Origin of the sequence: Bradyrhizobium manausense, assembly GCF_018129685.1 — a bacterium.
Taxonomy (GTDB): Bacteria; Pseudomonadota; Alphaproteobacteria; order Rhizobiales; family Xanthobacteraceae; genus Bradyrhizobium; species Bradyrhizobium manausense_D.
Window position 1 is genome coordinate 97,039 of record NZ_JAFCLG010000002.1, and the last position, 18,435, is coordinate 115,473.

At 64.3% G+C, this 18,435-nt stretch carries 19 protein-coding genes; 10 read left to right on the top strand and 9 right to left on the bottom strand.

Translation table 11 applies throughout. From position 1 onward, the window contains the following. Positions 1 to 96 precede the first annotated feature (96 nt). Together JQ621_RS08045 and JQ621_RS35355 are read left to right on the top strand one after the other, a co-directional pair. On the top strand, positions 97 to 1,548 hold the full coding sequence (locus JQ621_RS08045) for a glutamate synthase subunit beta (RefSeq protein WP_212233917.1): 1,452 nt from the start codon (positions 97 to 99) through the stop codon (positions 1,546 to 1,548). A gap of 163 nt (positions 1,549 to 1,711) precedes the next feature. Beyond that, entirely contained in the window at positions 1,712 to 2,119 is a 408-nt protein-coding gene (locus JQ621_RS35355) for a hypothetical protein (RefSeq protein ID WP_249124968.1), read from the top strand. 23 nt (positions 2,120 to 2,142) lie between these two features. Here the strand turns inward: JQ621_RS35355 and JQ621_RS08055 are convergent, their stop codons facing one another. Beyond that, entirely contained in the window at positions 2,143 to 3,888 is a 1,746-nt protein-coding gene (locus tag JQ621_RS08055) for an outer membrane beta-barrel protein (RefSeq protein ID WP_212233918.1), read from the bottom strand. Between the two features lie 191 nt (positions 3,889 to 4,079). Between JQ621_RS08055 and JQ621_RS08060 the strand changes: the two genes are divergently transcribed. After that, a complete protein-coding gene (locus JQ621_RS08060) occupies positions 4,080 to 5,087 on the top strand; it encodes a KpsF/GutQ family sugar-phosphate isomerase (protein ID WP_212233919.1) in 1,008 nt (335 codons plus the stop codon). A 97-nt stretch (positions 5,088 to 5,184) separates the two neighbouring features. Here the strand turns inward: JQ621_RS08060 and JQ621_RS08065 are convergent, their stop codons facing one another. Further along, positions 5,185 to 5,736, bottom strand: a complete 552-nt coding sequence (locus JQ621_RS08065; protein ID WP_212233920.1) for a carboxymuconolactone decarboxylase family protein — start codon at positions 5,734 to 5,736, stop codon at positions 5,185 to 5,187. Positions 5,737 to 5,807: 71 nt separating this feature from the next. Here JQ621_RS08065 and JQ621_RS08070 point away from each other — a divergent pair, with 71 nt between their 5' ends. Continuing rightward, positions 5,808 to 6,128, top strand: coding sequence for a winged helix-turn-helix transcriptional regulator (locus tag JQ621_RS08070; protein ID WP_212233921.1), 321 nt, complete (start codon positions 5,808 to 5,810; stop codon positions 6,126 to 6,128). A 33-nt stretch (positions 6,129 to 6,161) separates the two neighbouring features. On the opposite strand, the gene JQ621_RS08075 is transcribed toward JQ621_RS08070, so the two are convergent. The 3 genes from JQ621_RS08075 to hemH form a co-directional block, all read right to left on the bottom strand. Next, positions 6,162 to 6,605 (bottom strand): NfeD family protein, encoded by a 444-nt coding sequence (locus tag JQ621_RS08075; protein WP_212233922.1) that lies wholly within the window; start codon positions 6,603 to 6,605, stop codon positions 6,162 to 6,164. A gap of 113 nt (positions 6,606 to 6,718) precedes the next feature. Next, positions 6,719 to 7,723: an SPFH domain-containing protein gene (locus tag JQ621_RS08080; RefSeq protein WP_212233923.1), complete on the bottom strand. Its 1,005-nt coding sequence runs from the start codon at positions 7,721 to 7,723 to the stop codon at positions 6,719 to 6,721. Positions 7,724 to 8,046: 323 nt separating this feature from the next. After that, the gene (gene hemH / locus JQ621_RS08085; protein WP_212233924.1) at positions 8,047 to 9,084 is read right to left on the bottom strand and encodes a ferrochelatase; all 1,038 of its coding nucleotides are present in this window, start codon (positions 9,082 to 9,084) and stop codon (positions 8,047 to 8,049) included. A gap of 83 nt (positions 9,085 to 9,167) precedes the next feature. Here hemH and JQ621_RS08090 point away from each other — a divergent pair, with 83 nt between their 5' ends. Further along, the gene (locus tag JQ621_RS08090) at positions 9,168 to 9,566 is read left to right on the top strand and encodes an MAPEG family protein (RefSeq protein WP_212233925.1); all 399 of its coding nucleotides are present in this window, start codon (positions 9,168 to 9,170) and stop codon (positions 9,564 to 9,566) included. A gap of 32 nt (positions 9,567 to 9,598) precedes the next feature. Here the strand turns inward: JQ621_RS08090 and JQ621_RS08095 are convergent, their stop codons facing one another. From JQ621_RS08095 to JQ621_RS08105, 3 genes are read right to left on the bottom strand one after another with little or no spacing between them, the layout of a single operon-like run. Then, complete coding sequence (locus tag JQ621_RS08095) at positions 9,599 to 10,732, bottom strand: nickel/cobalt transporter (protein ID WP_212233926.1); 1,134 nt, start codon at positions 10,730 to 10,732, stop codon at positions 9,599 to 9,601. Next, positions 10,729 to 11,361: a DUF1007 family protein gene (locus tag JQ621_RS08100; RefSeq protein WP_212233927.1), complete on the bottom strand. Its 633-nt coding sequence runs from the start codon at positions 11,359 to 11,361 to the stop codon at positions 10,729 to 10,731. Before JQ621_RS08100 ends, JQ621_RS08095 begins: the two co-directional genes overlap by 4 nt. A gap of 5 nt (positions 11,362 to 11,366) precedes the next feature. Beyond that, positions 11,367 to 13,445 (bottom strand): M3 family metallopeptidase, encoded by a 2,079-nt coding sequence (locus JQ621_RS08105; RefSeq protein ID WP_212233928.1) that lies wholly within the window; start codon positions 13,443 to 13,445, stop codon positions 11,367 to 11,369. A 136-nt stretch (positions 13,446 to 13,581) separates the two neighbouring features. On the opposite strand from JQ621_RS08105, the gene JQ621_RS08110 reads away from it, so the two are divergent. Then, positions 13,582 to 13,836, top strand: a complete 255-nt coding sequence (locus JQ621_RS08110; protein ID WP_212233929.1) for a hypothetical protein — start codon at positions 13,582 to 13,584, stop codon at positions 13,834 to 13,836. 473 nt (positions 13,837 to 14,309) lie between these two features. Here the strand turns inward: JQ621_RS08110 and JQ621_RS08115 are convergent, their stop codons facing one another. After that, the gene (locus tag JQ621_RS08115; RefSeq protein ID WP_212233930.1) at positions 14,310 to 14,498 is read right to left on the bottom strand and encodes a hypothetical protein; all 189 of its coding nucleotides are present in this window, start codon (positions 14,496 to 14,498) and stop codon (positions 14,310 to 14,312) included. Between JQ621_RS08115 and JQ621_RS08120 the strand changes: the two genes are divergently transcribed. The 4 genes from JQ621_RS08120 to JQ621_RS08135 all read left to right on the top strand — a co-directional run bounded on the left by JQ621_RS08120 (position 14,497) and on the right by JQ621_RS08135 (position 18,417). After that, entirely contained in the window at positions 14,497 to 15,639 is a 1,143-nt protein-coding gene (locus JQ621_RS08120) for a type III PLP-dependent enzyme (protein ID WP_212233931.1), read from the top strand. The two genes, JQ621_RS08115 and JQ621_RS08120, sit on opposite strands and share 2 nt — an antisense overlap. 135 nt (positions 15,640 to 15,774) lie before the next feature. Beyond that, positions 15,775 to 16,362: a GNAT family N-acetyltransferase gene (locus tag JQ621_RS08125; protein ID WP_212233932.1), complete on the top strand. Its 588-nt coding sequence runs from the start codon at positions 15,775 to 15,777 to the stop codon at positions 16,360 to 16,362. A 157-nt stretch (positions 16,363 to 16,519) separates the two neighbouring features. After that, the gene (locus tag JQ621_RS08130; protein ID WP_212233933.1) at positions 16,520 to 16,909 is read left to right on the top strand and encodes a RidA family protein; all 390 of its coding nucleotides are present in this window, start codon (positions 16,520 to 16,522) and stop codon (positions 16,907 to 16,909) included. Positions 16,910 to 16,974: 65 nt separating this feature from the next. Continuing rightward, entirely contained in the window at positions 16,975 to 18,417 is a 1,443-nt protein-coding gene (locus JQ621_RS08135) for a homospermidine synthase (protein WP_212233934.1), read from the top strand. Positions 18,418 to 18,435 lie beyond the last annotated feature (18 nt).

The following is an 18,435-nucleotide window of genomic DNA, read 5'->3' on the forward strand; positions in this document are numbered from 1 at the left end:
GCTTCAGTGCAAAATTGCGTAGCAATTTTGTCACGAGCTCCTCGCAATGACGACGAGAAGCAACAAACGAATTAAGCGGCAGGGACTTCGGGTTTAATGGGCAAGATCACGGGTTTTCTGGAAATCGAACGGCACGATCGCAAGTACGCACCGGTCGCCGAGCGCGTGAAGCATTTCCACGAGTTCGTCGTTCCCTTGAGCGAGAAGGAAACGCGCGACCAGGCTGCGCGCTGCATGAATTGCGGCATTCCCTATTGCCACGGCACCGGCTCGGTTGCGCCGGGCACGCCCGGCTGCCCGGTCAACAACCAGATCCCCGATTTCAACGACCTCGTCTATCAGGGCAATTGGGAAGAAGCCTCGCGCAATCTGCACTCGACCAACAACTTCCCTGAATTCACCGGCCGCATCTGTCCTGCGCCGTGCGAAGCGTCCTGCACGCTCAACATCGACGACAACCCTGTCACCATCAAGACCATCGAATGCGCGATCGTCGACCGCGCCTGGGACAATGGCTGGCTGAAGCCTGAGGTCGCGGCCCACAAGACCGGCAAGAAGGTCGCGGTGATCGGCTCGGGTCCCGCCGGCATGGCCTGCGCGCAGCAGCTCGCGCGCGCCGGACACGACGTCCATCTGTTCGAGAAGTACGCCAAGGCCGGCGGCCTGCTGCGCTACGGCATCCCCGACTTCAAGATGGAGAAGGGTATCATCGACCGCCGCGTGGCGCAGATGGAAGGCGAAGGCGTCACCTTCCACTACAACAGCCATGTCGGTGTCGATGGCAATGTCGACCCGCGCGAGATGCTCAACGAATACGACGCCATCGCGCTGACCGGCGGTGCCGAAGCCCCGCGCGACCTGCCGATCCCCGGCCGCGAGCTCGACGGCATCCACTACGCCATGGATTTCCTGCCGCAGCAGAACCGCCGCGTCTCCGAGGAGCCGCTGAACGGCGTCACCGAGATTCTCGCCGGCGGCAAGCATGTCGTCGTCATCGGCGGCGGCGACACCGGATCGGACTGCATCGGCACCTCGCTGCGCCAGGGCGCGCTGTCGGTGACCCAGCTCGAGATCATGCCCGCCCCGCCCGAGCGCGAGAACAAGGGCCTGACCTGGCCAAACTGGCCGCTGAAGATGCGAACGTCGTCGAGCCAGGCCGAAGGCGCAATCCGCGAATACGCCGTGCTGACGCAGAAATTTTCCGGCGAGAACGGAAAGGTCAAGAAGCTGCACTGCGTGCGCGTCGACGACAAGTTCAAGCCGATCGAAGGCACCGAGTTCGAGCTCGATGCCGAGCTCGTCCTGCTCGCGATGGGTTTTGTGCACCCCGTGCACGAGGGCCTCTTGAAGCAGCTTGCCGTCGATCTCGACCCGCGCGGCAACGTCAAGGCCAACACGCTCGACTACCAGACTTCGCGCCCGAACGTGTTCTCCGCCGGCGACATGCGCCGCGGCCAGTCGCTGGTGGTGTGGGCGATCCGTGAAGGCCGGCTGTGCGCAAGGTCGATCGATACGTTCCTGATGGGGAAGACGGATCTGCCGCGGTAGCTGCTCGGCTCGCTGCCAGACTTACGAAAGGTGTCATCGCCCGCGAAAGCGGGCGATCCAGTATTCCAGAGACGTCAAACGTATACGGATAGGCCGCAGCGTACTGGATGCCCCGCCTTCGCGGGGCATGACGACGGAAATAGTGGCGCCTCTGGACCCGCACATGCCCAAATATCACGCCATCGAACAGCCCCTTGCGATCAAGACGAGCTTGAGTGATCTCATCGCCTTGACTTGGGAAGCCCTGGGTATACGCGCCGACTTTGCGGTTCCGGAGGACGAATTGCGGGCTATCACGGTTCGGTTCGACAGGACTCACGTCGTTCGAATTTTGGACGAAATGGCGCTTAGCACCGAAGCCGAGGATACGCCGTCTGAGGGACTGCTCGCCGAGCACTTCGCATATCTGGTCGAGGACTCATCGTTCTGGAAGTCACAATCTGAAGCGCTCAAGCTCGTTCACAGCAATGCTCGCCACTATCGCTTTGTCACCGGCTGGACATGCCTTGACGTCGTTTCAGACGAAGAGCCAGTCATCACAGTGACCACGCGAAAGCCGGACCGTAGCTAGCTAATTAGCAACGAAGACGCGCTTTAATTCTGCAGCCTCACCCCGACCATCACCACCGTCCCCTGCGAGCTCGACCCCGGCTGGTTCGAGTCCAGGATGTCGTGACGCAGCGAGCCCTTGATCCAGATGTTGCGGTTGAGCTTGTAGATCAAATCGCCTTCGATCGAGTAGGTCTTGTCGTTGCGATTCTGGCCCTGATAGTCGTAGGTGCCGTAGGTGAACTTGCCGATCGCCGTGAGCCAGCGGCGGAAGTCGTGGTCGACTTCGGCCGCGTAGGTGTGCACCAGCACGCCGGAGGAGCCGGGGATGGTGGTTTCCGCGATCTGGGTGTCGGTGTTGAATTTCACCGTCGTCAGCCCGCTCGCGTTCCAGATCAGCGAGCCCGAGGTCAGGAAGCCCGAGAGCTGGCTGAGGCGCGGATCGACATAGTTGCGTGCGGAATAGCCTATCGAGACTTCGCCGGTGAGGATGCGGGTGAACTCGAAGGACGAGCCGACCTTGGCGTAGCCGCCGGTTGAATCGCGCAAATAGCCGTTGCGATCGGCGGCCTGGTCGTGAATGCGGTTGTCGCCCTGGATCTCGACGAAGGGCTTCAGGCCCGGCTTCAGGTCGTAAGAGAATCGTCCGACACCGCCATACTGGTTGAAGTCGCGGTCGTCGTTGCTGAAGGTCGAGCCGTCGGTGAGCTTGGAGTCGGTATAGGCGGTGCGATCGATCGTCGCGCCGGCCGCGACCTGGAAGCGGTTGAAGGTCTGGTCGAAGCCGAAGGTGCCGCCATAGGTGGCGTAGATGGGATATTTTTGCAGGCCGGCCTGCACGTTCGGGCTGCCGGGATTGTCGGTGGCGAGCCGCAGCCGGAATTGCGAGGTCAGCTTGAGATCGCGATCGACGTCGAAGCGGCCGTCGACATGGCCGGTGAAATCGGGGCGATTGATCTCGACAGGCGACGGCGAGGCAAGGCCGTCGATGGTCGCCGGCATGTTGTTGGTGTAGCCGTTGAACGAGCCGCGCAAATCGGCGACCAGCGCGTGGCGTTCCCAATCGGACATCACGAGGAGATCAGGCGCGACGACAACGACCGGCGAGCCGACCGGCTTTTGCAGGCGCGCGGGGTTGGTGTCGTAACCGGTGGAGAGTTCGAGCCCGCCCTTGATCAGGAAGCTGCCGGCGTAATCGCCGACCGCGCCGAAAGCGTCGTCGTCGGCCTTGAGGCGACGGCGCTGCGGCTGGCCGGGCACAGTGCCCGCCATGGCCGGCGGCACCGGCGTCTTGTTCGCGGTCTCCGACGGCGGCGGCGCGATGCGCGGCGGACCAAGCGTGGAGACGGGCGGCGTTGCGGGCGGCACCGGCGAGCCGGGGCCGGCGGCCTTCTTCGGCTTCGGCTGGCCGGGGTAGAGCTTGGGCTGCTGGCGCTTGCGATTGAGCGAGTCGTAGCCGGAACTGCTCGCGCCGTTGGCGGCGGGCAGGCCATAGGTTGGGACCTGACCGATGCGTGACGCCGCGGGTGTGTCGCTTTTCCTGCGCGGATCGTCGTTGGGATCCGGCGGCTGCGGGATCGCGTCCGACGGAGCCTGCAGCACACCGGCCGTGCGGCGCGTGGGAAGCGTGTCAGGCGAGACGAAGCCGCCGCGGTTGGGATTGAACAGGTCGGGCGTGACGCTCTGGGCCGCCGCCGGAGCGTTCTCAAGCGCGATCAGCAGCAGGCATGGCAAAGCGGCGCGAAAGACGTACGCGCGACGGCTCCGGCCCCTACCTGGAGGCGACCCCACGATGGAATAACTCCAACGAAATCAAACACTTCGTCGATGACCTCCGCGACCTCGCGGGAACCATCGTTAATGGAGTTAAAACAATTATGGTTAATGACCCGTTGAGGGCGATGGCGGTCGCGTCGCCTCAACCGCCGGGGCGTGCTAAGGAGGCGTCAAAGGGCCGACGCCCCTCCTCCCTGGATCCAGACATGCCGAGTTCGAAACCGCTGATGACCTCATCATCCGGCCCCACCCCCGCCAGCGTCGAATCCGCGCTCCGCACGCTGGAGACGGAGAGCGGCGGCATCAACGCGCTCGCAGCCGCCCTGCGCGGCCCGCTGGGCGAGTCCTTTGCCAAAGCGGTCGACCTGATCCGCAACGCCAAGGGCCGGGTCATCGTCACGGGCCTCGGCAAATCAGGCCACATGGCGCGCAAGATCGCGGCGACCCTGGCCTCGACGGGTACGCCGGCCTTCTTCGTTCACACCGCTGAAGCCGCCCATGGCGACCTCGGGATGATCACCACCGACGACGTCATCATGGCGCTGTCCTGGTCCGGCGAGCAGCCGGAGATGAAGACGCTGGTGAACTATTCGGCGCGCTTTGCGATCCCGATGATCGCGGTGACGTCGAATGCGGCCTCGTCGCTTGGCCAAGCCGCCGACATCGTGATCGAGTTGCCGAAGGCGCGCGAGGCGTGTCCGCACAATCTGGCGCCGACCACCTCGACCATGATGCAGGTTGCGATCGGCGATGCCATTGCGATCGCGCTGCTCGAAGGCCGCGGCTTCACGGCGCTGGAGTTCGCGCATTTCCACCCCGGCGGCAAGCTGGGGGCGATGCTCAAATACGTCCGCGACTACATGCGTACCGGCGCGGAGATCCCGGTCAAGCCGCTCGGCACCAAAATGTCGGACGCGATCATGGAGATGTCGGCGAAGGGGCTCGGCTGCGTCTGCATCGTCAACGATGCGAACGCGGCGGTCGGGATCATCACCGACGGCGATCTGCGCCGCCACATGCGGCCTGACCTGCTGACAGTGTCGGTCGACGACATCATGACGAAGCAGCCGAAGACCGTGCCCCCCTCGATGCTGGCGACCGAGATGATCGAGGTGCTGAACACCCGCAAGATCACGACGCTGGTCGTGACCGAGGCGGACGAGGTGGTGGGGATCGTGCACCTGCACGATCTTTTGCGCGCCGGTGTGGCGTAGTTTCAAGCACAGTCATTCCGGGGCGATGCGAAGCATCGAACCCGGAATCTCGAGATTCCGGGTTCACGCTTTGCGTGCTCCGGAATGACAGCGAGCACTACCCCGGAAACCGCGCGGCCTTCTCTTCCAGCGGCAGCTTCAGCCCGTTGGCCAGATACGACACCGTGCGATAGAACCCGCACAGCAGCATGATCTCCAGGATCTGCGCCTCGTCGTAATGCGCCGAGAGCGCGGCGAACTCGTCGTCGGTGAACGTCGCTCTTGTGTGCAGCGCGTCCACCGCAGCGATCAGGGCCTGCTCGGCCAGCGACCAGCAAGCCGAAGTCGCATCGCCCTCGACCGTCGCGCGGACCTCGTCCTCGCTGAGCCTGGCCGGGCCCGCGAAGATCGCGACATGGACGCCCCATTCATATTCGCATTTATTCAGCGCGCAGGTGCGGTTGATGACGATCTCGCGCTGGCGCAGCGGCAACGGACCCGGATCGAGGAGGCCGCCGGCGCGAAATTTCTCCCAGGCGCGGGTGTGGCCGGCCATCACCCGGAACAGCACCAGCGGCGGTGCGCCGCGCATGATGCGGTCGAACTGCGCCTGGATCTCCTGGGTATAAGGCGGCGCGAGCGGGGCGATACGCGGCGTCGGGGATGACATGGGCGTCCTTTTTGCTACAATTATTGTAGCATTACGCTACATTATCCGTAGCAAGACGCAAGAGGGTTGCGATGGCGAAGCAGGCAGCATCAGGGAAAGTCCGCGGCTCGCGGTCCGGCCGGCCAGTCATGGCGCTGCTCGACCTGCTCGGCCGGCGCTGGGCCTTGCGAATCCTGTGGGAGCTGCGCGAGGAGCCCCTCACCTCGCGCGCGCTGCGCACGGCCTGCGACGAAGCTTCGCCGACGGTGCTGCAGGCTCGGCTGACGGAATTGCGCGGGGCGGGGTTCGTGGAGCTCGGCGAAGGCGGCGGCTATGCGCTGACGGCGCTTGGGCGGGAGCTGTGCGAGATGGTCATGCCGCTGCTCCGGTTTGCGGAGCGGTGGAAGAGGTAGGGCCTCGCTTACCCTCCCCTGGAGGGTTGAAAGCTACGCCGCCGCCACCGTCAGATTGGCGCCATCCACCTGCACCACCTTCACCCTTGTCCCCGCCGGCGTGTCCGGACCCGCGACGCGCCACACCGTGTCGCCGATGCGCATGGTGCCGTTGCCGTCGATGATCGGCTTCTCCAGCGTGAATTCGCGGCCGAGCAGCGCCTCGGTGCGCTTGTTGAGGAAGGGGCTGGCGTTTTCATCCGGCTTCGACCGGGCGAGCCGACGCCAGACTGGCACGGCGGCAGCGGCGAACACCGCGAACATCACGAGCTGGATCTGCCAGGAGATGACGGTCGCGAACGAGATCAGGCCGACCAGCAATGCCGCAAGCCCGAGCCAGAACAGGAACACGCCCGGCGCGATCACCTCCAGCGCCATCAGGATGAAGCCGAAGATCAGCCAGTTCCAGGTGCCGAGCGATACGAACATGTCGGTCATGACACGACCTCTTTATAGTGGCGCATGCCCTTGCCGGAAAACCGGTCTCCGCTTTTCCGGCGCATGCGCTTGATAGTGCCGCATGACCTTATCAGAAGATCATGCGCCGTTCCTTATCCCTGCCGCGGCGGGACCGTTGGAGGCGTGCCGCCGGCCGGCGGCACCGAGCCGGTACGGCGCGCCGCCGCGGACGCGGACGCCGCGCTTTCGCCGAACGTCGCCTTCGCGATCTCGCCGATGCCGGCGAGCGAACCGAGCATGCTGGTCGCTTCCATCGGCAACATGATGAGCTTCTGGTTCGGCGCATCCGCGAACTGGCCGAACGCCTTGATATATTTGTCCGCGATGAAGTAATTCAGCGCCGCGACGTCGCCCTTGGCGATGGCCTCGCTGACCATCTGCGTCGCCTTGGCCTCGGCTTCGGCGGACCGCTCGCGCGCTTCGGCATCGCGGAACGCAGCTTCCTTGCGGCCCTCGGCCTGAAGGATCTGGCCCTGCTTGGCGCCTTCGGCGCGCAGGATCTCGGACTGGCGCTGGCCTTCCGCGGCCAGAATGTCGGCGCGCTTGACGCGCTCGGCCTTCATCTGCCGGCCCATGGCTTCGACGAGGTCGGCCGGCGGCACGATGTCCTTGATCTCGATGCGGTTGACCTTCAGGCCCCACGGCGAGACCGCAGCGTCGACGACGCGCAACAGGCGCTCGTTGATCTCGTCGCGGTGCGACAGCACCTGGTCGAGATCCATCGCGCCCATCACCGAGCGGATGTTGGTCATGGTCAGGACGGTGATGGCCTGGGTGAGGTTGGAGACCTCGTAGCTCGCCTTCGCTGCATCGAACACCTGATAGAAGGCAACGCCGTCCACGGTCACGGTGGCGTTGTCCTTGGTGATCACCTCCTGCTCGGGGATGTCGATCACCTGCTCCATCATGTTGATCTTGCGTCCGACGCGATCGAAATAGGGCACGATCAGATTGAGCCCGGGGCTCAGCGTCTGGGTGTACTTGCCGAACCGTTCGATGGTCCAGTCATAGCCCTGCGGCACCGTCTTCACGCCGGCAATCAGCGTGACGATGACGAGCAGCACCAGCACAATCGCGAAAATATCGAAACCGCTCATATATCCTCCAAGGCGGGAAACAGGCCTTTACCGCGCAGTCATTGGTCGGGACCACGACCCTACCGGTTCAGCGGTCGCTTTTCACGTCAGCATTCGCGCGTTTCTGAACAAGGCGCACGGAGCGAGAACGGTCACGATTATGTATTCGCGAAGGGCTCTTGAAAGCGTAGGGACGCAGTCCCAACGGCAAACGTTAAGATTTGCGCCCTACTCGACGACGTCGTGTGCGATTGCGAGCAGGCTCGCCGGGATCGTGATACCCATGGCCCTGGCGCTCTTCAGGTTGATGACGAGCTCGAACCTGGTGGGATTAGGAGCGCCCATCAGATCCAGCCCTGCAACTCGCGCAACACCAGGGTGCGGATCACGTCCATGCCGGGATCGCTGTCATTGAGGCAGGGGATGGCGGCAAAATGCTCGCCGCCGTTTTCCTCGAAGATCTCGGCATTCTCCTGCGCGATTTCCTCCAGCGTTTCCAGGCAGTCGGCGGAAAAGCCCGGCGTGACCACCGCAATGCGACGCACCCCTTCCTTGGCAAGACGCTCCATGGTCTTGTCGGTGTAGGGCTGCAGCCACTCGGAGAATCCGAATCTGGACTGGAAGGTCAGCAGCAATTTCGTCTCGTCCATGCCGAGCCGGCGGCGCAGCGCCTCGGTGGTGGCGACGCAATGGCTCTGGTAGGGATCGCCCTTGTCGACATAGGATTTCGGCATGCCGTGGAACGAGGCAACGATCAGCTCGGGCTTGAACGAGAGCGAGGCGAGGTGCGTCTCGATCGAGGTGGCGAGCGCTTCGATATAGGCCTCGTCGACGTAGTAGGGCGGCGTCACCCGGATCGTCGGCTGCGCGCGCATGCGGGCGAGCACCCGGAACACCTCGTCACACACGGTGGCCGAGGTCGAGGCGGAATATTGCGGATAGAGCGGAACGATGAGGATGCGGTCGCACCCCCTGGCGATCAGTCCGTCGATGCCCGACTGGATCGAGGGATTGCCGTAGCGCATTGCCCAATCGACCACGACGTGGGGGCGATCGGACAGCGCGGCGGCGAGCTTGTCGCTCTGCGACCGCGTGATGGTCTTCAGCGGCGACTCGTTCTTCTCGGTGTTCCAGATCTTCAGATAGTCGCGTGCCTTGGCGCGGGGCCGGGTGCGCAGGATGATGCCGTTGAGCACCAGCTTCCAGATCAGGCCCTGATCCTCGATGACGCGGGCGTCGGACAGGAATTCCTTCAGATAGACCCGCACGCCGGGCGCATCGGCCGTGTCGGGCGTGCCGAGATTGACCAAGAGCACGCCGACGCGAAGCTGGGCCGGCGGCAAGGCCGGTTTCGTGGTCTCGATGGGGGTGACGATCGTCATGATCCGTTGCGTCGCGCGTTGCTCCGAACTTGTCAAGATAAGCCCGGTTTCGCTAGGGTCGCCCCCAAGCGGGGGGAGGGAATGTGACACTCGCCGAATGGGGCGTTCTCGGAGCGCTGCTGCTCTATCTCATAACGATCGCGTCGATCAAATGGATCAGGTTTCGCGGATTCGACAATTCCCGGCCGCGCGATCCCGTCTTTTACCAAGACGCCATCGCGCAGCGTGCGCTTGGCGCCCACCAGAACGGGATCGAGACCTTCCCGTTCTTCGCCTTCGCCGTGCTGCTCGCCGAATTCCGCGACTCGCCGCAGCGCCTGATCGACGAGCTCGCCGTGCTGTTCCTGATCGTCCGGATCGCCTACGTGCTGACCTATCTCGGCAACCGCCCGACCCTGCGTTCCATTCTCTGGAGCATCGGCTTTGCGATCAATCTGGCGATCTTCTTCATGCCGATGTTGAAGCGGCTGCTGCCGGTGTGACCTTTACCCTCCCCTGGAGGGGGAGGGTAGGCTCAAAAACACGTCGTCCGCTCGGCCGCGATGTAGCCGAACAAAAGGCCCGCTCCGAACAGCAGGACCAGAGCCGCCGCGCCGAACTCGATGTCGCGCATAAAGAGCGCACCACCGCCATCCCGCCCGGCGCTCAGCCGGCCGGCGATGTCCTTGGCGGAGACGGCAATCACCGCGATGGCAGCCACCGTGATCGCGGTGCCCAGCCCCATCAGGAAGGTCGCGGCAATGCCGGCCCAGAACAGGCCCTGGGCAAGCGCAAACACCAGCACGAGGATCGCGCCTGAGCAGGGGCGGATGCCGACAGTCAGGATCGCGGCAAACCCGCGCCGCCAGCCGCCCGGACCAGCAAGCTCGCGCGGGGTGGGCCCATGAGAATGGCCGCAATGCTCGTCGTGGACATGGTCATGGGTGTGGTGGTGGGCGTGGTGGTGGGCCTGCGCGCGATCGTGGTGATCATCATGGCTGTGGTGTTGGTCACGGTGGTCATGCGCATCGTGATGGTGATGACCGTGATCATGATGGTCATGCGGCACGCCTGCGAGCGCCGGTACCGGCTGCGTCGCCTCGAGCGCGCGGATGAAGGTGCGGCCCTTGACCCAGACCAGCCGCAGGCCGAACAGCGCGATCAGGGCATAGCTTGCGATCTCGATCGCGCCCTCCGCCTTGCACATGGTCTTGGCGGTGGCATTGAGGATCCAGGCCGAAATACCGACGATCAGGATCGCCACCAGCGACTGCATCAGCGCGGAGGCAAACGACAGCGCAATGCCACGCCGCGCGGTCTCGCGATTGGCAACGAGATAGGAGGCGATCACCGCCTTGCCATGGCCGGGACCTGCGGCATGAAAGATGCCATAAGCGAACGAGATGAAGAGCAGCGTCCACACCGCGGAGCCGTCGGATTTGGCGGCGCGGATGGTCGATGACATCTGGCGATAGAATTCCGACTGCTTAGCCAGGAGCCAGCCGATGAGGCCGCTGGCCTCGGGCTCCGCCGCTGCTGCCTGCTTCGGCGCGCCGAACGGATTTTGCGCGAGGACATCATGAAGCGCGGCGTCGGCCACACCGACGGCGAGGAGGACAGCAGCGCTGGCAAGCAGCGCACGCGCGAGCGGCGAGAGATGCGGCTTCATGGGCAATCCACCGTGATCTTGTTGGCGAACATCATGCCGAAATTGGCGTTCGGCCCATCCATGAAAGTCTGCTCGTTGAGCTTCTGCGCGGTCGCGGTGCCATCGCTGGGACGGTCGAGCTTCATCTGGCAGTCGGCGGGCGCACCGACCAGCTTGACCGGATTGTCCTTGGCCATCTGGAAATCGATGAAGAAGGAGCGGTCGAATACTTCGAGCACCAGCTGCTTGGGCTTGACCGGATTCTTCAGCGGCAGCGTGAAGTGCAGGGTCAGCACCGTGTCCTTGTAGTCCAGGAAGTAGTCGACCGGCTCGTTAAAGCGCTCCTTCTTGCCGTCGGCTTTCGCGAAGGTGAAATAGGCGTATTCCTTCAGCGACTCGACATTGGTCTGCGCCAGCGGCCCCAGCTCTTCGCGTGTGTAGGCTCCCTTTTTCTTGCTCTCGAGCCCTTGTACTGCATAGGCCGAAAACATGTCGTCAAAGGTCCAGGCGTGGCGAACGCCCGTGATCGAGCCGTCCTCGGCGTAGAGCAATTCGCTGGAAGCGGTGATCCAGACATGCGGATGCGCCTGCGCCGCGCCGGATGCGAGCATCATTGCGGCGGCGAGCACCAGTCCCAGCCAGGCGCGCATGCCGGTCAGGCCGCCTTTTCGTCGAGCAGGCCGCGGCGGCGCAGCAGCGCGTCGGGCTCGGGCGGGCGGCCGCGGAAGGCCTCGTAGGCGGCCTCCGGATCGACCGAGCCACCGCTCGAATAGATGTCGTCATGCAGGCGCTTGGCGACCGCCGGATCGAAGATATTGCCGGCCTCTTCAAAGGCGCCGAAGGCGTCCGCGTCCATCACCTCCGACCACATGTAGCTGTAATAGCCGGCCGCGTAGTGGTCGCCGGAGAAGATGTGGCCGAATTGCGTGGGCCGGTGCCGCATCGAGATTTCCTCGGGCATGCCGATCTTCTCGAGCTCGCGTCGCTCAAAGGCGCGGACATCCTGCGCAGCGGCGGACGGCTGGGAGTGGAACTCGAGGTCGAGCAGCGCCGAGGAGACGAACTCGACCGTGGCAAAGCCCTGGTTGAATTTGCGCGCAGCAAGGAAGCGCTTCAGCAGGTCGTCCGGCAGCGGCTCGCCGGTCTGGTAGTGGCGGGCGAACCGCTGCAGCACCTCGGGCCGCTCCTGCCAATGTTCGTAGAGCTGCGACGGCAGCTCGACGAAATCGGTGAACACCGATGTGCCGGACAGCGACGGATAGGTCACGTTGGAGAGCATGCCGTGCAGGCCGTGGCCGAACTCGTGGAACAGGGTGCGGGCATCGTCGGGCGACAGCAGCGAGGGCTCGGTGCCGGTGCCCTTGGCGAAGTTGCAGACATTGATGACGAGCGGGGCGATCTCGCCGTCCAGTTTTTGCTGGTCGCGCAGCGATGTCATCCAGGCGCCGGAGCGTTTTGACGGCCGCGCGTAGTAGTCGCCGTAGAACAGCGCCTTGTGCTTGCCGTCGGGACCCTTCACCTCCCAGACCCGGACGTCGGGGTGCCAGACCGGCACATCCTTGCGCTCTTCGAAGGTGATGCCGAACAGGCGCGTGGCACAGTCGAAGGCGGCCGCGATCATGTGGTCGAGGGCCAAATACGGCTTGATTGCGGCATCATCGAAATTGGCCCGCTGAAGGCGGAGCTTCTCGGCGTAGAAGCGCCAATCCCAGGGCGCGAGCTTGAAATTGCCGCCCTCCGCCGTGATCAGCGCCTGCATCTCGTCGCGGTCGGCGAGCGCGCGGGCGCGGGCCGGCTTCCAGACCCGCTCCAGGAGGCCGCGCACCGCCTCGGGCGTCTTGGCCATGGAATCCTCCAGCCGGTAGGCCGCGAAGGTCGGGTAGCCAAGGAGCTTGGCGCTCTCCTCGCGCAGCTTCAGGATCTCACCGATGGTGGTGTTGTTGTCGTTGGCATTGCCGTTGTCGCCACGCGCGGTGAAGGCCTTGTAGACTTTCTCGCGCAGGTCGCGCCGCGCCGAGCTCTTCAGGAATGGCTCGGCCGAGGAGCGCGACAGCGTCACGATGGCCTTGCCCGCCATGCCGCGATCTTCTGCCGCAGCCTTGGCCGCAGCGACAAAGCTCTCCGGCAGACCCTGGCGGTCGGCCTCCCCGAGCTCCATGAACCAGTCCTGCTCGTCGCCGAGCAAATGATGGCTGAAACCGGTCGCCAGCTGGGCCAGCTTTTCGTTGATCTCGGCCATCCGCGTCTTGGCCTCGTCGGAGAGGCCGGCGCCGGCACGGTGGAATCGGGTGTAGGTACGCTCCAGCAGGCGGAGCTGCTCCGGGTCGAGCCCGAGATCGGCGCGGTTCTCGTGCAGCTGGGCGATGCGGCCAAACAGCACAGCGTTCATCATGATGGGATTCCAGTGCCGCGCCATCCGCAAGGAGACGTCCTTGTCGATCTCGAGGATGGCCGGGTTGGAATGCGCCGAGACCAGGTCGTAGAAGACGGACGCGACCTTGTTCAGCAGCTTGCCGGAGCGCTCCAGCGCCGTGATGGTGTTGGCGAAGTCGGGCGCAGCGGGATCGTTGGTGATCGCGGCGATCTCGGCGGAATGGTCGGCGAAGGCCTGCTCGAAGGCCGGCAGGAAGTGCTCCGGCATGATCTCGTCGAAGGGCGGGGTCGCAAACGGCGTCACCCAGGCCTTCAGCAGCGGATTGGTCTCGGAGTCCGTAGTCTGGCGGGGGTCTGACATCGCTTGTCCCGTTTTTTGAGCGGATTTGTTGGGGCCAGCTATAGCACGCGATGGGGCTTTTTTGGGCCATTTGGCCTTGCTCCCGCCCGCCTTTTCGAGGAGATTGCGGCCCTCGAAACACCGGACCCCAACGCCCATGAACGCGCCCTCCTCATCTTCCCGTCAGATCGTCTGGCCGAGCGTCATCACCGTCATCAGCGCCGCCATCCTGATCGGCGCGGAGGTGTTCGGCGCAGCGTTTGCCGGCGGCTGGGCGCTCGCGATTCTTCTCGGGCTCGGTGACCAGGGCGCGCACATCCTTCAGGCCGTGCTGTTCGCACTCGGCGTGCTGGTCATGACTGCCTTCATCCGCGCAGCTCAGCGCGTCGAGCCGTTCTTCAAGCGCGGCTGACGCTTCACGCGCGTGCTGGTCACGCGCACGACACAGAAAACTTAACGCACGTTCATCTTCCGCGTCGCTCGCGCAACACCGCGCAAGCAGATGTTAGGCAAATTTGTCCTCAGCCTAAAAAAATTCTTGCGAAGCTGAGTCAAAACCCTTATGTGCGTTTTTGCCCAATTTCGCACGTGCCTGTGGTCGTGTGTCAGTCGGTAGGTATCCGGACAAGAGGCCGGACAGCCGCCAAGGGGTGAAGAAGCCGAGGGGCTCTTCGGAAGTGCCGAAGCCGGAAGGTTGGAGCAGACTCCGAAGCGTCCAGCATCTCTCTCAAAGAGATGCCTTGTCGAAGGTGACTTCACTTTTTGCAACCGTGACTGGCAGCCGGAGGCGAACCGGCGCACCCCGCTCTCAACGGGGGACGCGACTTAAAGCAACGACGGATCGGGCTTTTTTGGTCTCTACCGGCAGTCCAACGCCGGCGCGGGCTACTGAAAAGGCTTGTCCTTCATTGCCAGGTGTGCGGGCGGGAAGCTCTCCCAACCAATCCACGGCAGCACAGTCTGGTTTGAGTCTTTTGGCTTCAGCGCGCCTCCATCGCGCGATGTGGCCGGAGCACTCCTATCCGACGTCACGTTGATGCGGATCCCGTCGCTGGGACCGTTGGAGAGTGCCATGACCGAACGTATCCAGGAATTCCTGCGTAACCGCCGCAAGGAAGGTCTCGACACCGAGCCGTGCCTCGTCGTCGACCTCGAGGTCGTGCGTGACAATTACCAGAGCTTCGCCAAGGCGCTGCCCGACAGCCGCGTGTTCTATGCCGTCAAGGCGAACCCGGCTCCGGAAGTGCTGGCGCTGCTGGCCTCCATGGGCTCCTGCTTCGACACCGCGACCGTCGCCGAGATCGAAATGGCGCTGGCCGCTGGAGCTACGCCCGACCGCATCTCCTTCGGCAACACCATCAAGAAGGAGCGCGACATCGCGCGCGCCTTCGCGCTCGGTATTCGCCTGTTCGCAGTGGACTGCGTTGCCGAAGTCGAGAAGATCGCCCGTGCCGCTCCCGGCGCGAAGGTGTTCTGCCGCATCCTCTATGACTGCGCCGGCGCCGAGTGGCCGCTGTCGCGCAAGTTCGGCTGCGACCCGGAAATGGCCGTCGAGGTGCTCGACGTCGCCAAGCGTCTGGGCCTCGAGCCGTGCGGCATCTCCTTCCATGTCGGCTCGCAGCAGCGCAAGGTGAAGGCGTGGGACCGCGCGCTGGCGATGGCCTCGCAGGTGTTCCGCGACTGCGCCGAGCGCGGCATCAACCTGACCATGGTCAACATGGGCGGCGGCTTCCCGACCAAATACCTGAAGGACGTGCCGCCGGTGCTGACCTACGGCCGCTCGATCTTCCGCGCGCTGCGCAAGCACTTCGGCAACCAGATTCCGGAGACCATCATCGAGCCGGGTCGCGGCATGGTCGGCAACGCCGGCATCATCGAATCCGAGGTCGTGCTCATCTCGAAGAAGAGCGACGAGGACGAGGTGCGCTGGGTATACCTGGACATCGGCAAGTTCGGCGGCCTCGCCGAGACGATGGACGAGTCGATCCGCTACGCCATCCGCACACCGCATGACGGCGCGGACATGACGCCGTGCGTGCTCGCTGGGCCCACCTGCGACAGCGCCGACGTGCTGTACGAGAAGAACCCGTATCCGCTTCCCGTCACGCTCGAGATCGGCGACAAGCTGCTGATCGAAGGCACCGGGGCCTATACGTCGACCTACTCGGCGGTGGCGTTCAACGGCATCCCGCCGTTGAAGACCTACCACATCTAAGCGGCCTCTCGTTCCGAGGCCCGACGAACCCGGGAGCCGGCTTGCCGGCTCCTTAACCCATCATCTCTGATTTCTGACGACGCCTTGGACCGGTGTGCTGTGCGCACGCAGGTCTCAAGCGGGGACTGATGCGCCATGACTGCTTTTCGGAAGCCACAAGTCGCCCTCACCTCGAAGGCCGCTCCGTTCGCGATCCGCAGCGAACGTGCTGCCGACGTCGCCGCCCGTGAAGCGCTGCTGGATGCCTGTTTTGGCGATGACCGCCATGACCGCACCTGCCAGCGCCTGCGCGACGGACGCGCCCCTGCCGCCGGCCTCGCGCTGGCTGCCGTGCGCGAGGGAAAGCTCGTGGGAACCGTGCGGCTGTGGCACGTCAGCGCCGGCGGCAGGCCCGCTTTGGTCCTCGGACCACTGGCGGTGGACCCTGCCTGCCGCGAGCTCGGGATCGGCGCCGCGCTGATGCAACAAGCGCTGGCCGCCGCCCGGGCGCGCGGGCATGAAGCCGTGATCCTGCTCGGCGATGCGCCTTACTATGTTCGTTTCGGCTTCTCGGCCGAGAAGACGGGCGCGTTGATGCTGCCTGGCCCGTTCGCGCGCGACCGCCTGCTGGCGATCGAATTTACCGACGGCGCACTTGAAGGCGCCGAGGGGATGATTGTCCCCACAGGCACCGCCCTGCCTAAACGGAGGGTGGTTCGTGCCCTCGAGGCGCACGCGGCCTAAGGGATAGCCATGATGGCGACGACCGAAGCCGCATGCAGCGGCAACGCGCGGCCGCGCCTGCTCAGCCCGTTTCCAAGCCAGCTCCTTTGGGGTTGCGCGAGCCCCGGAAACGCCCTTTAAACCCACGCAATTCCCCCTTCAGTCGAGGCCGAACCCCATGTCCCGTCGCCTGATTTCCACCGGCTCCCCCTTCGAGAAGACCGCCGGCTACAGCCGTGCCGTGATCGACGGCGAGTTCGCCTTCGTCGCGGGAACCACCGGCTATGATTACACGACGATGACGATGCCACCGGATGTCACGAACCAGTCACGCAACTGCTTCAAGACCATCGCAGCGGCCCTGAAGGAGGGCGGATTCGAGATGGCCGACATCGTCCGCGCGACCTACTACCTCACGGATGCCAAGGACGCCGACGCCCATTTCGCTGTCTGCGGCGAAGTCCTCGGCGAGATCCGCCCGGCCGCAACGCTTCTCATCGTATCGGCGCTGCTCAAGCCCGAGATGAAGGTCGAGATCGAAGTCACCGCCAAGCGCCGCAGCCTCTAACAAGCGCCGCAGCGCCTGATCAACTCCCACCCATTGTCCACAAGCACGTTCCGGAGAACCATCCCATGAGCCCTCCCTCGCAGATCTACGCGAAGATCACTGGTCCCATCGTCATGGTCGGCTTCGGCTCCATCGGCAAAGGCACTTTGCCGATGATCGAGCGGCATCTCGATTACGACAAGTCGCGCGTCACCGTGATCGATCCCAAGGACGAGGGTCGCAGGGCGCATTGCGAGAAGCAGAACGTGCGCTTCATCCAGAAGGCCGTGACCAAGGACAATTATCGCGAATTGCTGACCCCGCTGCTCACCGAAGGCGGCGGCCAGGGCTTTTGCGTCAACCTGTCGGTCGACACCGGCTCGACCGACATCATGGAGCTCTGCAACGAGCTCGGCGCGCTCTATATCGACACCGTCAACGAGCCCTGGCTCGGCTTCTATTTCGACAAATCGAAGGGCCCCGAGGCGCGTTCGAACTACGCGTTGCGCGAAGTGACGCTGGCTGCCAAGCGGGCGCGCCCCAAGGGCTCGACCACGGCCGTGTCCTGCTGCGGTGCCAATCCCGGCATGGTCTCCTTCTTCGTCAAGCAGGCGCTGCTCAACGTCGCCGCCGACCTGAAGCTCAACGCGCCGCGTCCGAAGACCAAGGCTGAATGGGCTGATCTGATGCGCCAGGCCGGCATCAAGGGCATCCACATCGCCGAGCGCGATACCCAGCGCGCCAAGAAGCCGAAGGAGCCCGACGTGTTCGTCAACACCTGGTCGGTGGAGGGTTTCCTGTCTGAGGGCATGCAGCCGTCCGAGCTCGGCTGGGGCACCCATGAGAAATGGATGCCCGAGAATGCGCATACCCACGAAGCCGGCTGTGGCGCCGCCATCTATCTGATGCAGCCCGGCGCCAACACGCGCGTGCGCACCTGGTGCCCGACCCGCGGCGCGCAATACGGCTTCCTCGTCACCCACAACGAGTCGATCTCGATCTCCGATTACTTCACGGTGCGCGACGCCTCGGGCAAGGCGGTCTACCGGCCGACCTGCCACTATGCCTATCATCCGGCCGACGACGCCGTGCTGTCGCTGCACGAACTGTTCGGCCGCGCCGGGAAGATGCAGGAAAAGCACCATATCCTCGAAGAGGACGAGATCGTCGACGGCATCGACGAGCTCGGCGTGCTGCTGTTCGGCCATGACAACAACGCCTATTGGTACGGCTCGCAGCTCTCGATCGAGGAGACCCGTGCGCTGGCGCCCTATCAGAACGCCACCGCCCTGCAGGTGACCTCCGCCGTGCTCGGCGGCATGGTGTGGGCGCTGGAAAACCCGAACGAGGGCATCGTCGAAGCCGACGAAATGGATTTCGATCGCCTGCTGGAAATCCAGCTGCCCTATCTCGGCCCGGTGAAGGGTTTCTACACCGACTGGACGCCGCTGACGGATCGTCCGGGCCTGTTTCCCGAGGACATCGACACCAGCGACCCCTGGCAGTTCAAGAATATCCTGGTGCGGTGAGGGGCTCGCTGCAAAAAC